Annotated in this window: 11 protein-coding genes; 5 read left to right on the plus strand and 6 right to left on the minus strand. The window is 66.1% G+C overall.

Annotation, left to right across the window (positions count from 1 at the left end):
- Positions 1-77 precede the first annotated feature (77 nt).
- Entirely contained in the window at positions 78-995 is a 918-nt protein-coding gene (locus IIE29_RS15505; RefSeq protein ID WP_209326206.1) for an arylamine N-acetyltransferase family protein, read from the plus strand.
- A gap of 19 nt (positions 996-1,014) precedes the next feature.
- Here the strand turns inward: IIE29_RS15505 and IIE29_RS15510 are convergent, their stop codons facing one another.
- Complete coding sequence (locus IIE29_RS15510; RefSeq protein ID WP_246475991.1) at positions 1,015-2,214, minus strand: GAF domain-containing protein; 1,200 nt, start codon at positions 2,212-2,214, stop codon at positions 1,015-1,017.
- 164 nt (positions 2,215-2,378) lie between these two features.
- Here IIE29_RS15510 and IIE29_RS15515 point away from each other — a divergent pair, with 164 nt between their 5' ends.
- Positions 2,379-4,199, plus strand: a complete 1,821-nt coding sequence (locus tag IIE29_RS15515) for a flavin-containing monooxygenase (protein ID WP_209326208.1) — start codon at positions 2,379-2,381, stop codon at positions 4,197-4,199.
- A 179-nt stretch (positions 4,200-4,378) separates the two neighbouring features.
- Here IIE29_RS15515 and IIE29_RS15520 read toward each other — a convergent pair whose 3' ends face one another.
- On the minus strand, positions 4,379-4,900 hold the full coding sequence (locus tag IIE29_RS15520) for a TetR/AcrR family transcriptional regulator (protein WP_209326209.1): 522 nt from the start codon (positions 4,898-4,900) through the stop codon (positions 4,379-4,381).
- A gap of 140 nt (positions 4,901-5,040) precedes the next feature.
- Between IIE29_RS15520 and IIE29_RS15525 the strand changes: the two genes are divergently transcribed.
- The gene (locus IIE29_RS15525; RefSeq protein WP_209326210.1) at positions 5,041-6,606 is read left to right on the plus strand and encodes an MFS transporter; all 1,566 of its coding nucleotides are present in this window, start codon (positions 5,041-5,043) and stop codon (positions 6,604-6,606) included.
- Positions 6,607-6,666: 60 nt separating this feature from the next.
- Here the strand turns inward: IIE29_RS15525 and IIE29_RS15530 are convergent, their stop codons facing one another.
- A complete protein-coding gene (locus tag IIE29_RS15530) occupies positions 6,667-7,554 on the minus strand; it encodes a 3-hydroxyacyl-CoA dehydrogenase family protein (RefSeq protein WP_209326211.1) in 888 nt (295 codons plus the stop codon).
- Between the two features lie 100 nt (positions 7,555-7,654).
- Between IIE29_RS15530 and IIE29_RS15535 the strand changes: the two genes are divergently transcribed.
- Both IIE29_RS15535 and IIE29_RS15540 read left to right on the plus strand, forming a co-directional pair.
- Positions 7,655-8,302: a TetR/AcrR family transcriptional regulator gene (locus tag IIE29_RS15535; RefSeq protein WP_209326212.1), complete on the plus strand. Its 648-nt coding sequence runs from the start codon at positions 7,655-7,657 to the stop codon at positions 8,300-8,302.
- Positions 8,303-8,424: 122 nt separating this feature from the next.
- On the plus strand, positions 8,425-9,408 hold the full coding sequence (locus IIE29_RS15540; protein ID WP_209326213.1) for a YncE family protein: 984 nt from the start codon (positions 8,425-8,427) through the stop codon (positions 9,406-9,408).
- Between the two features lie 60 nt (positions 9,409-9,468).
- Here the strand turns inward: IIE29_RS15540 and IIE29_RS15545 are convergent, their stop codons facing one another.
- Genes IIE29_RS15545 through IIE29_RS15555 form a run of 3 tightly spaced genes read right to left on the minus strand, consistent with a single transcriptional unit; the run spans position 9,469 to position 12,720 of the window.
- Complete coding sequence (locus IIE29_RS15545; protein WP_209326214.1) at positions 9,469-11,007, minus strand: tripartite tricarboxylate transporter permease; 1,539 nt, start codon at positions 11,005-11,007, stop codon at positions 9,469-9,471.
- A 1-nt stretch (position 11,008) separates the two neighbouring features.
- The gene (locus tag IIE29_RS15550) at positions 11,009-11,686 is read right to left on the minus strand and encodes a tripartite tricarboxylate transporter TctB family protein (protein WP_343071931.1); all 678 of its coding nucleotides are present in this window, start codon (positions 11,684-11,686) and stop codon (positions 11,009-11,011) included.
- Positions 11,683-12,720 carry a Bug family tripartite tricarboxylate transporter substrate binding protein gene (locus tag IIE29_RS15555; RefSeq protein ID WP_343071932.1) on the minus strand — a complete coding sequence of 346 codons (1,038 nt, stop codon included), beginning with the start codon at positions 12,718-12,720 and terminating at the stop codon, positions 11,683-11,685. The genes IIE29_RS15550 and IIE29_RS15555 overlap by 4 nt, the downstream gene beginning before the upstream one ends.
- Positions 12,721-13,013: the final 293 nt, after the last annotated feature.

Raw genomic sequence — 13,013 nt, forward strand, 5'->3', positions numbered from 1 at the left:
CACACGGTTTTCGCGGACTAGGCTGAGAGCCGGAAACTGATGTGCCGACTCTGCGGAGCACGAGAGGAGACCACTCGATGACGACGACCATGGCGTCCTCGCTGCTGGAACGATATATCGAACGGCTCGGTCTTGAGGCCTCCGTGCCCGAGCTGCGCCAGCGGGCCGGAGGTGCCTCGGGACAGGTCGTCGAACTCCTCGACGATCTGCTCCGCGCGCACATCCACGCGATCTGCTTCGAGAATCTCGATGTCTTGGCTGCGCGTGCTCGCGGCGAAGTCCGAGCCGTCTCCGTCTCACTCGACGAGGTCGCTGACAAACTCCTCAGGAATCGTCGCGGCGGGTACTGCCACGAACATGCGGTCCTCTTCCGGGGGATCCTCGCGGAGCTGGGGCTTGCCGTCTATCCGGTGCTGGCACGCGTCCACCTCGGGGCCGGACGCGTCGAGCCCGCAGGGTTGACCCACCAAGCGACGATCGTCGCCCTCGGCTCTCAGCGGTACCTCGTCGATCCGGGCTTCGGCGGTGGGACGCCCGAATGCGCGCTCCCGTTGTCCGGGGGTGTACGGGCGACCGTGCGCGGAGAGTATCGCATCGTCCCGGCAGAATCGGCGCTCGAGCCCGCGATGCGCGCCGAAAGCGAATGGGTTCTCCAGTCGCGGACCACTGGCGAGCAGGAGTTCCGCAACGACTACGCCTTCGCCGACGTCGCGCGACAGCGTTCCGACATCGAGGTCTCGAACTGGTACACCTCGACGAAACCGGGAACCCGTTTCACAGGTCCACCGGTTCTCGCTCGGTCTCTGCCCGATAGCGGAAAGCTGACCGTGGAGGGGCAACAGCTGCGGTACGTCCGCAGCGGTGCGGTGCCCGAGCGTCGGGAACGGACGATCACAGATGCCGCGGATTTCGCTCGAGTGCTCACCGAGGATTTCGAACTGAGAGTCCGGGGCGAGTTCGCCGCTCTCGTGTGGGGTGCGAACTCCCAGTCCTGATCGAACCGATCAGCCCTGATCAGCAGGACCCGCTCGAGGCGGAGTCGGGACCGTCGAACCGCGCGAGCACTCCTTCGGCCCAACGATACGGCTGAGTGGCGAGGAGGGCGCCGACCGAACGGCGCAGACGCGAGATCTCGGCACGTACGGTCACCAGATGATCGGCGTCGCCGTAGAGCTTGCGGCTGAGCTGGGAGGTGCTGATGCCCGCCGCCCCGGCCTCGGTGATCGCGGCGAGGACCTGCGCCCTGCGAGGAGTGAGCGGGATCGTCAGCGGCTCGGTGTCCGAGTCGATCTCGAGTACGGCTGGGTGAGCCGAGAGCCTGAGCGTGACCAGGACCGGCCGATCAGCCTCGGTGCCCGAGGGGCGCAGCAGCCAGCCGCCGGTGATCTTCTCCGGCAGGCACAGCCCCGCACCGGGGATGAGGATCGAGCGGTCGGCCGCGGGCGCTTCGATGCGGTCGCGGCTGCGGACCCCCTGCTGATAGGCGACCCAGCCCTCTTCGTCGACGACCAACGCGGGACCCGGTGTGCCGGCGAGCATGGCGGACATGCGGTCGCGCAGGCTGTTCAGCTGCTCCTGCTGGACGATCATCAACCGCGCCTCGGCCAGCCGCACCGCAGTCGTGACCAGTGACCGCACCGCCGGGTGGAGGGTGAGCGCCGGCCCGCTGATATCGACGACGCCCAAGAGGGTTCCGTCGTGCGGATCATGCACCGGCACGGCGCTGCAGTACCACGGGTGCTGGGTGGACTCGAAGTGCTCGGCGGAGAACAGCTGGACGGAAGATTCCTCGGTCAGGGCAGTGCCGATGGCGTTCGTGCCGACCACCGACTCGGACCAGTGCGCCCCCTCGACGAAGCCGAGATCATCGGCCTGACGGCGAGCAGAGGCGGCACCGTCACGCCACAGGATGACGCCCTCGGCATCGGTGACGACGAGGATGTAGGGCGCGGCGTCGGGGGCTCTCAGCAGAACGGACTTCATCTCTTCGACGACCAGCCGCAGCTTCGAACGCTGTCGGCGGGACTCGATCTTCGCATCATCATCAACGACTCGGCGGTTGGCCCCGGCGGGGTCGAGGCCCAAGCGCAGCATTCTCTCCCACGAGCGCCTGACGAGCGCGCGCGGTTGCACCGGCGGCGGGGCCCCGGTGATCACAGCATCGTGAATGCGTGTCAGATCTCTGGCGAGATGCGCCAGGTCCGGCTGAGGCATGAGACGAGTATAGGCAGAGACGCAGTCCCTGACCATGGAATCGGCTCAGACGATGCGGCCGCACCTCACAGTGCTCATCCGCCTCATGCAACTCGATGCAACTCTTCCCGCGCACGTGCTCTCGGCATAGCTTGGACTCACCGAACTCAATGAGGAGGAATGAGATGACCACGACGATCGAACGACCGCAGCTGACCGCCGACGACATCGCCACGAGGTGGCTGCAGGATTTCGAGTCCGCGCTCAGCCGCCGTGATATCCCGGCCGCGGCCGGGATGTTCGCCGCCGCCAGCTATTGGCGGGACCTGGTGTCCTTCACCTGGAACCTCAAGACGGTCGAGAATCCCGACGGCGTCGCCGATCTGCTGACCCACAACCTCGATCGGGTCTCTCCTGCCGAATTCGAACTCAGCGAACCCGCCGCCACCGCGGACGGAGTGACCGAAGCATGGTTCACCTTCACCACCTCGGTGGGGCGGGGGAAGGGGCTCGTCCGGCTCATCGACGAGGACGGCACCAAGGCCTGGACCGTGCTCACCGCGCTGCAGGAGCTCACCGGCCATGAGGAGCCACGGGGGACGCGGCGTCCCAAGGGTGCGGTGCACGGCGTCGATCCCGAGCGGAAGAGCTGGTCGGAGCGACTCGCCGAGGAGGACGCGGCCTGGGGCAGGACCGCCGATCCCTACATCCTCGTCGTCGGTGGGGGACAGGGCGGGATCGCCCTCGGCGCTCGCCTGCGTCAGCTCGGGGTGCCCGCCCTCGTCGTCGATCGGTGGGAGAGGCCCGGGGATCAGTGGCGCTCGCGGTACAAGTCGCTGTGCCTGCACGACCCTGTCTGGTACGATCACCTGCCCTATCTCAAGTTCCCCGACAACTGGCCGGTGTTCGCACCCAAGGACAAGATCGCGGACTGGTTGGAGTTCTACACGAAGGTGATGGAGATTCCCTACTGGTCGTCGACGACGGCCACCTCGGCGACCTACGACGACGAGACGGGCCAGTGGACCGTGGACGTCGACCGTGACGGCGAGGCGGTTACGCTGCGGCCGACTCATCTGGTGATGGCCACGGGGATGTCGGGCAAACCGAACATTCCGACATTCCCGGGCGCGGACGTGTTCAAAGGTGAGCAGCAGCATTCATCTCAGCATCCCGGCCCCGACGCCTACGCGGGGAAGAAGGTCGTCGTCATCGGCAGCAACAATTCGGCCTTCGACATCTGCGGAGCACTGTACGAGAACGATGCCGATGTCACGATGGTGCAGCGATCGAGCACGCACATCGTCAAGAGCGATTCGCTCATGGAGATCGGCCTCGGCGACCTCTACTCGGAGCGGGCTCTGGCGAACGGAGTGACGACGGAGAAAGCGGACCTCATCTTCGCTTCCCTGCCCTATCGGATCATGCACGAGTTCCAGATACCGCTCTATGACCAGATGAAGGAACGCGACAAGGACTTCTACCAGCGGATGGAGGATGCCGGTTTCGACCTCGACTTCGGAGACGACGAGTCCGGTCTGTTCCTCAAGTACCTGCGTCGCGGCTCGGGCTACTACATCGACGTCGGATCGGCCGAACTCGTCGCAGATGGGAAGGTCAAGCTGGCGAAGGGACAGGTAGACCACCTGACCGAGGACGCCGTGGTGCTCGACGACGGGACCGAGCTGCCGGCCGACCTCATCGTCTACGCCACCGGGTACGGGTCGATGAACGGCTGGGTCGCCGACCTCGTCGACCAGGAGACTGCGGACAAGGTCGGCAAGTGCTGGGGCCTGGGCTCGGAGACGACGAAGGACCCAGGCCCGTGGGAGGGCGAGCAGCGCAATATGTGGAAGCCCACCCAGCAGGAGAACCTGTGGTTCATGGGCGGCAATCTCCACCAGTCGCGGCACTACTCGCTCTACCTGGCCCTCCAGCTCAAGGCCCGCTACGAAGGGATCGAGACTCCGGTGTACGGACTGCAGGAGGTCCATCACCTGAGCTGAGCTGAGCTGAGCTGATGCTCTGGGCAGTTCAGAGCTTCAGCGGGACGCTGGGTGGACGAAATGGGCTGATTCTGGTGAAGCAGAAGCAGCCATTTCGTCCACCTTGAGTCCGGTTCGCGTGAGCCGCGGCCTGTTATCGGGGCAGATGCTCGGTGTCGGGCCAGATGTCGTTTGCGGTTCTACAGCCCCAGGCGCGCGAGCACTCGTTTCACGTGTTCGAGCGCTTCGCCCTGGGAGAGGCCGAAGTTCTGGTTGAAATACATACCGTCGCCGATGAGCTGGATCGTCATCGCGAGATCCGGATCGCCGAGGTGGGCGTTGAGGACGTCGAACCAGGCTTCGCGGGTCTTACGCAGCGCGGCCTTGGCATCGTCGTTCTCCAGGGCGAGGCATCCGGCCGCGATGAGACTGCGATCGAGCGCCGTGCCGACCTCGGCCGAGGTCTCCAGATAGTAGTAGTGGAGACGCTCTCCTGCGGCTTTCATGTCCTCGATGTCCTCGGCGACCAGCTGGTCGAGGCGCTTGAGGCTGCCGTTGATCAGCTCGGCCTTCGAACCGAAATGGTAGAGGAGGCCGCCCTTGGAGACTCCGGCCTTCGCCGCCACGGCGTCGAGCGTCGCCCCAGCCGTTCCATGCTCATCGAGCAGAACGTCGAACGCGTCGAGCAGCTTCTCTTTGGTCTCGGTCGGATTGCGTGCCATGGCCCCGAGCCTAGTCGATGCGCTTGCGGCTGAAGCGACGTGACGGCACGGCAGCTCCTGCCCGCACGCTGCCTGAGCACCGCATTCGGGACGACGCTCCCACTTTTCAACTGTACCGTCCGGACGGTACAGTAGCGGTTATGACGACGACAATCGCTCCTCAGCTGCGCGCCGGCCGGCGCGAGTGGGCCGGCCTGGCTGTGCTCATGATCCCTGTGCTGCTGATCTCGGTCGACAACACGGTCCTGGGGTTCGCCATCCCGGCCATCAGCGTCGGTCTCCACCCCACGGGAACGCAGCTGCTGTGGATCGTCGACATCTATGCGCTCATGCTCGCCGGCCTGCTCGTGGTGATGGGCAGCCTCGGCGACCGCCTCGGCCGTCGTCTCCTGCTCGTCATCGGCTCGTGCGGTTTCGGGGCGGCCTCTCTGCTGGCGGCGTTCTCCGTCTCGCCGGAGATGCTCATCATCGCGCGTGCGCTGCTCGGCATCTTCGGCGCTACGCTCATGCCCTCGACCCTCTCGCTGATCCGCAACATCTTCGCCGACGACAAGGACAGACGGATCGCGATCGCCACCTGGGCCGCGATGTTCTCCGGCGGCGCCGCGCTCGGCCCCATCCTCGGCGGCGTCCTCATCGAGCACTTCCACTGGGGTTCGATCTTCTTCATCAACCTGCCGCTGATCGCGGCCTTCATCCCGCTGGCCATCTGGCTGCTGCCCGAGTCGCGGGACCCGAGCCCTGGCCGTGTGGATCCCGCCTCGATCGTGCTGTCGATGCTGGCACTGGCGCCCCTGGTGTTCGCGATCAAGCACGCGATGGCAGCGGGCCCGGACATGCTCTTCTGGGTGACCCTGTCGGTGGCGCTCGGGGCGGGCGCGAGCTTCGTGCTGCGCCAGCTGGCCCTGCCGATCCCGATGCTCGACGTCCGGCTCTTCACCAACAAGGTGTTCACCTCGGCCGTGGCCTCGAACCTGCTGAGCATCATGGGCCTGGCCGGTTTCCTCTACTTCGGCACCCAGCTGCTCCAGCTCGTCCTCGGGCTCTCCCCGGTCGAGGCCGCACTCGTGCTCATCCCCGGCCTGGTCACATCGATCGTCGCCGGCTACCTCGTTGTGCCGATCGTCGCCCGATTCGCCCCGCGCGTCGTCGTCCCCGCGGCCCTGCTGCTCAACGCCCTCGGCATGGGCATCGTGGCGTTCACCCCCGAGCACACTGTGACCGGAATGCTCGTGGCCTTCCTCATCCTCGGCATCGGCCTCGGAGGCGCGGAGGTGGTGACGAATGACCTCATCCTCGCCGCGGTTCCCGCGAACAGGGCCGGAGCCGCGTCGGCGATATCGGAGACCGCCTACGAATTCGGCTCCGTCATGGGCACCACCGTCCTCGGCGGGCTCTCGACCTTCGTCTTCGGTTCCGCGCTGCACTCCGCGATCGGCGATGATGCGAACCGGGCCCAGTTCGACACCTTGGGCTCGGCCCTCGAGCACACCGCGGGACTCGGCGGGCAGGCTGCACACCGCACCGCCGAGGCGGCCGTCGCGTCCTTCGAAACCGGCGTGCAGTGGGCTGCCGGTGCCGCTGTCGTCCTCGTCGTCATCGCTGCCGTGCTCACGAGCATCGGCCTCAAGGGGGCCGGCCGGCTGCTGCCTGGCGCGAGTGGTGACGAGGCGCAGGGTGGAGACGACAGCCGCCCCAGTCGATGAGACCGGGGCGGCGTTGGTGGGTCGGCCGAGGGGCACAGAGCCATCGGCGCTGTCTCGTGCTCAGGACCCGCTGGACTCCGAATAGTCGTAGAAGCCCTGGCCGGATTTGCGGCCGAGGCGGCCGGCATCGACATAGCTGTGGAGCAATTCCCGTGGCCCGGTCGGCAGGTTCGGGTTCTCCTCGGCGTAGTGCTCCTCGATATCGAGCACGACGTCGAGGCCGACCTGATCCATGAGCCTGAACGGTTCGAGTGCGCCGCCGGTGTTGACCTTCAGGATGGCATCGACATCCTCAGGAGTGCTCACTCCATCGGCGACCACAGCGAGACTCTCGCGCTTGATGGCGGCCCAGATCCGGTTGAAGATGAACCCGGTGCTCTCCTTGTGCGCAACGAAAGGCATGATGCCGAAGCGAGGCAGTTCCTCGACGAGCAGCTCGATGATGGTCTCATCGGTGGCCCCGTCCGACATGAGTTCCACTGCCATCGAAGTCGGCGGCATCGCAAAGTGCATGTTGAGGACGCGCTCGGTGTGCTCGACTTCGTCGATCACTTCGCGGGAAGCGTACGAAGAGGAATTCGTGGCAAGGATGGCGTCGGCTGGGGCGAGTTCGTCGAGGGTGCCGAAGAGCGGGCGCTTGATGTCGAGGCGCTCAGGGACCGCCTCGATGACGAGCCAGGCATCGGTGAGGGACTCGGAGTCGGCTTCTGCGTAGGTCTCGAGCTCGCGGATCGTGACGGCGTCGGGATGCGGTGTCTTGGTCCGCAGCTCGTCGGCGGTCTCGTTGACATAGTCCACGGCCTGTCGGCGCTGCTCCTCTTTGGTGTCGACAACGCGCACCTGTGCTCCTCCACTGGTGAACACGGCCGCGATCCGGCGGCCCAGAGTCCCGGCTCCGATGATGACGACCGGGCGCTCCGCGATGTTCTTAGGGGCGAGATAGCTCATGGGGTTTCCTCCACCTTCTCGGCGTTTACCGCCGAAACGAAGTTCGGTACAATCTGTACTGAAAACATTATGTACTCAACTTGCTCGGAACGGAAGACCGATGACTGCGGATGAGACCAAGGCGACAGTCGAGCGATCCAAACGCAGGCGTTCGAACACGCGGACACGGCTGATCGACGCCGCCGACCGGCTGTTCCTGGAGCGTCTGACATTGGCCGTCGGAATCGATGAGATCTGCGCCGAGGCAGGCTTCAGCCGTGGCGCGTACTACTCGAACTTCTCGTCCGTCGACGAGCTCTTCTTCGCCGTCTACGAACGCCATACCGCGCGACTCCTCGAAGCGCTCGCCGAAGACGGAACAGCTGCGATCGCACGGACGGGCGGCAGCCTGGACGAAGTCGTGGACGAACTCATGAAGGTGATCCCAGCCGAATTCGAGTGGTACGCGCTGCGCGCCTCCTTCGTCATCAGGTCCGCCGGTTCGCCGGAGAACGTGGCGGCCCTCCACGAGCATGGCGAGCAGTTTCGGAAGGGCATCACGCCGTACCTGCGTGCTGCGTTCTCTTCTGCGGGACGCAGGTTTCGAGGTGATGAGGCCGAGGGGGTTCGGATGGTCATCGCCGCCCACGTCGGCGCGGTGCTCCAGGCTCCGCTCGTCGAGGACAAAGAGAGGTTGCGACGAGAGACACTCATCGCCGTCATCCGCGGTCTCACTGATCCGATCGATCCGGCTGCCTCTGGCGAGTGACCCGGCGGTCACCCGACACAAGTGCAGCACCCGACACAAGTGCAGCAGCCGACACAAGTGCAGCAGCCGGCACAGCTCGAGCACACACACTCCACCGTCAATCAGAGGAAAGAGGCGGGACAATGGCCGAGATCGGCACCCAAGCGACGGGTCACCAGGTCGTGAACGAGACCGGGGCCGCAGATCGGGGACCCGATGGTGACGACCGTCGACTCTTCGCACTCGACGTCATGGCCGGGCAGCTGGTCGCCATCGACCGCGGCTCGGGCGAGCTCGCGGTGATCAGCAACGGTCTGACCGATGCTCCCGACGGAGTGGCCGTCGACATCGAGACCGCCCGTGCGTTCGTCACTCAGATGGGTCAGCCTGACCGCGCCGCGCGCTCAGGACAGGAGCCGCCCTTCGAGCAGGCGAACGGCTCGCTCGTCAGCGTCGACCTCATCACGGGTGAGACGAAGGAAATCGTCGGCGGCGGTGCCTTCGTCACCGGCAAGCAGCTGATTCGGAAACCGGCGGACGGACAGCTGTTCTGGGCCGATCGTGAGGGCTGCGCGATCTATCGGTGTGAGCACGATGGCAGCAACGTGACGCCGCTGATCCTCACTGCGGGGCAGGGCCCGACTGAGGCGGAGGAACAGTGCGTCGGCGTCGCCGTCGACCCACTCGGAGGGCACCTCTACTGGACGCAGAAAGGACCCTCGAAGGCAGGGAAGGGTCGCATCCTGCGCGCGGGGCTCGAGATCCCCGAGGGAGAGTCTGCGGCCAGCCGAACCGATGTCGAAACGATCTTCAGCGGCCTGCCTGAACCGATCGACCTCGAACTCGATTCCGACGAGGGCGTCCTCTACTGGACCGACCGCGGGGCGGGCCCACAGGGCAATTCGCTCAATCGTGCCCTGATGCCGGCCCCCGGAAGGAGTGCGGGAGCGCCGACCGTCCTCGCAGCCGATTTCCGCGAAGCGATCGGGCTGGCCCTCGACCTCGCCCGAGGTCGTGCCTATGTCTCGGATCTCTCGGGCGACATCCACGAGGTCGACCTCCGCCGCGGAACCTCGCGAGTGCTCAGCACACTCGAAGGCGCCGCGACGGGCATCGCTCTCGCTTGAGAGGCGATGCCGCGGCGGAGTCTTCCGAGTCTTCCGCCCACCCCGGCGCCGCCCGACCTCTCAGCGCATGGCTGTCTCCTGCTCGGAACCGGTGACCGCCTTCTGCCGCCTGCGTGCCAGAACCCGTCCGACGCCGGTGTAGACGAGCGCGCCGATGAGGATGATGTAGAGGACGATCGTGATCGGCGAGGACACCAGTACCGAGGCGTCTCCGCCCGCGGCCAACAGCGCATCGCGCAGGTTCGACTCCGCCAGGGGACCGAGCACCATGCCGATCATCAGCGGTGCCAGAGGCACACCGTAGCGTTTGAGCACGAAGCTGATGACGGCGATGCCCAGCAGCACGAGCAGCTCGAACGTCGACGCCGAGGTCGCGTAGATGCCCAGACCGCAGAAGACCGCGATGCCGCCGTAGAGGTACGGGTCCGGGATCTTCAGCAGCTTCGCCCACAGGGGAGCGAACGGCAGGTTGATGATGAGCAGGACGACCATGGCGACGAAGAAGCTCGCCAAAAGTCCCCAGACGAGTTCGGGGGAGCGGTCGAAGAGCAGCGGACCGGGCTGGATGCCGTACTGGCGGAACGCAGCGAGCATGATCGCCGCAGTCGCGGAGATCGGCAGGCCAAGCGCCAGCAGCGCACCCATGGCGATGCCGGTCGTCGCCGAACCGGCCGCCTCGGGAGCGGCGAGGCCGCGGATCGCGCCCTTGCCGAACTGCGGCTCCTTGCGCCGTGAGTCGAGCTTGCGCTCGAGCCCGTAGGCCATGAAAGTCGGCACATCGGCGCCGCCGACGGGAATGACTCCGAAGGGCAGGCCGATCGCGGTTCCGCGCAGCCACGCGGGCAGCGCTTCCCCGACCTCCCTGCGGGAGAGGAACGGCCTGCCGGAGGAGTTGACCGTATTGTCCTTGGCCTGCCGCCGGATCCGCGAGGCGATGAAGAACACTTCGCCGAGGGCGAGGATGCCTACGGTCACGGTGACCAGGGAGACTCCGTCGAAGAGCTCGGGCACGCCGAAGGTGAAGCGCTCCGTGCCCGAGACCGAGTCGATGCCGATGACGGAGAACCCGATGCCGAGCACGAGGGCCATGAGCCCCTTGAGCACGGAATCGGCGACCACCGAGGAGGTGGCGACGAAGGCGAAGAGCGCGAGGGCGAAGAATTCGGCAGGTCCGAAGCTCGTCGACAGATCCGCCAGCGCCGGGGCGACGAAGACGACGAGGAAGCAGGAGATGAAACCGCCGATGAACGCGCCGATCGCGGCCGTGGCCAGGGCTTGCGGGGCGCGACCGTCCTTGGCCATCTTGTGGCCCTCGAAGGTCGAGGCGATCGCCGAGGCCTGCCCGGGCGTATTCATGAGAATCGCCATCGTCGAATCGCCGAAGAGCCCGCCGAAGTAGACGCCGGCGAACATGATGAAGGCCCCGGTCGGATCGAGTGCGAAGGTCATCGGCAGCAGCAGCGCCACCGCCATCGACGAACCCAGGCCCGGCAGCACGCCGACGGCGGTGCCGAGGAAGCAGCCGACGAGGACCCAGAGCAGGTTCATCGGCGTCAGAGCATGTGTGAAGCCCTCGAAGAGGGACTGAAGAGCATCCATCTCAGAAGCCACCTCCCAGGATTCCCGAAGGAAGGTTGAGCCCCAGCAGCACTGCGAAGGCGATGTAGACCAGGGACGAGAACGTCAGTGCCAAGGTGAGGTCGAACAGCGGCTTCTTCGAGCCCATCGACCGGGCGACGCACCAGAACAGGAGCGCCGCGGCGATGATCCAGCCGGCGAATTCGAGGATGAGCGCGAAGGCGGCGAAACCGCCGGCGCCCCAGGCCAGGGACACGAAGTCGCTGTGCGTGCGGTGCTTCGAATCGGCGGCCCGGGCCTCGGCGAGGGCTCTGCGGTCCTCGGCCGGTTCGTCCTCCTCGTGCGGGGACAGGCGCGAAGCCGCGACCGCCGAGGTGACCGGAGTCGAGAACGCCTTGTCCTCTTCGGCCTCGGCGGGCAGCTCCGCGTCGGCGTCGACCGGTTCCGGATTGCGGATATAGGCGATCGTCAGCAGGATCGTCAGCGCGTAGCCGACGAGCATGATGAGCATCGGGAAGAACTGCGGACCCGGTTTGTCGGCATCCTCGGCGACCTCCATCGTGAGGATCCCGACGAGCAGATAGGTCGAGAACGCACCCATGATGAGCGGCACGACGAGCCCTGAGCGGCCCTGCCACCAGGTGCCGGCGCCGAGGTGGCCCGTCCGGGTGTGCGTGTTCGCCTGCGTCTGCGCGCTCACAGTCCCAACTCCTTCAACAGCTTCTCCACTCGTGAGGTGTCTTCCTTGACGAACTCGGCGAACTCCTGACCGGTCAGCCACACATCGGTCCATTTGTTGCGCTCGAGCGCGTCCTTCCACGCCGCGCTGTCGCGGGTCTTCTGCAGGATCTCGAGCAGCTGCGCGGATTCGTCGCCGGTGATGTCAGGGGCTCCGAGCCAGCCGCGCCAGTTCGTCAGTGTCACCTCATAGCCCTGTTCGGACATGGTCGGCACATCGCCGAATCCCTTGATGCGCTGCGGTGCGGCCACGCCGATGGCCTTGACCCGGCCGGCTTCGATCTGGTCGGAGACCTCATTGAAGCCGCAGGAGGCGAAATCCGTCGTCCCCGACAGCAGGGTCTGGATCGCCTCGCCGCCGCCTGACTTCGGGATGTAGGTGATGTCCGAGGCGGAGATCCCGCCGAGGAGGGCCAGCTGGGCGATGGTCAGGTGATCGACAGATCCGGCCGAACCGCCCGTCCAGACGAACTTCTTCGGGTCCTTCTTCCAGGCGGAGACGACATCGTCGACTGTGTCGTACGGGGCGTCCGCAGCGGCGATGAGCACATCGTAGTCCTCGGCCACGCGGGCCAGCAGCGCAGTGTCATCGAAGCCGACCGGGGACTCGTTGAGCGCGATGCCGCCGACCATGGCGGTGCCGGTCGCCAGAATGGTGTCGGCCTGGCCGTGCATGGTCGAGAACTTGCCGAGCCCGATGGTCCCGCCGGCACCGGGGATGTTGACGACCTGCGCGTTGTTCGCCAGAGCGTTCACGCGCATGGCCTGCTGCGTCTCGCGGGCGAAGCCGTCCCAACCACCGCCGGCACCGGCAGGAGCGATGAGGGTGAGGTTCGAGGACAGGTCGCCCTTCGCCGAGGCGGCCTTGACCGAATAGGTCGTCGCGGTTCCGATCGCCGCCACGGCGATGGCCCCGTAGGCGATGCGGCCGAACATGCGTCGGGAGGGATGGGAGGATTCCACGGTGGAGTCCTCGTCAGGTGGCGCCTTTGGCACGGACTTCTCCTTCGAAGACAGATGTGATGTGAGACTCACCCTAAGGGGGCGCGGCTGCGAACGGTGCTCTTGTGCTCTCTGTGCGCGTTCTGCCCATTGAGTGCGTTGTGCGCATTCTACTCGCCGGGGCGTCGGCACGTCTGTCTGACACTTCGGCGCACGTCTGCGGCGGCGAGGGACGTTTGTGGTCACAGAGCCGAGGCGAATAGCCGTTCTCCCTCTGTGTCAGGCTGGTTGTGAGCCACTCCGGATGAGAGAGGAACCGGAGCACCATGGCCATCACCCCTGGATAC

Source organism: Brevibacterium renqingii, assembly GCF_017808095.1.
GTDB lineage: Bacteria > Actinomycetota > Actinomycetes > Actinomycetales > Brevibacteriaceae > Brevibacterium > Brevibacterium renqingii.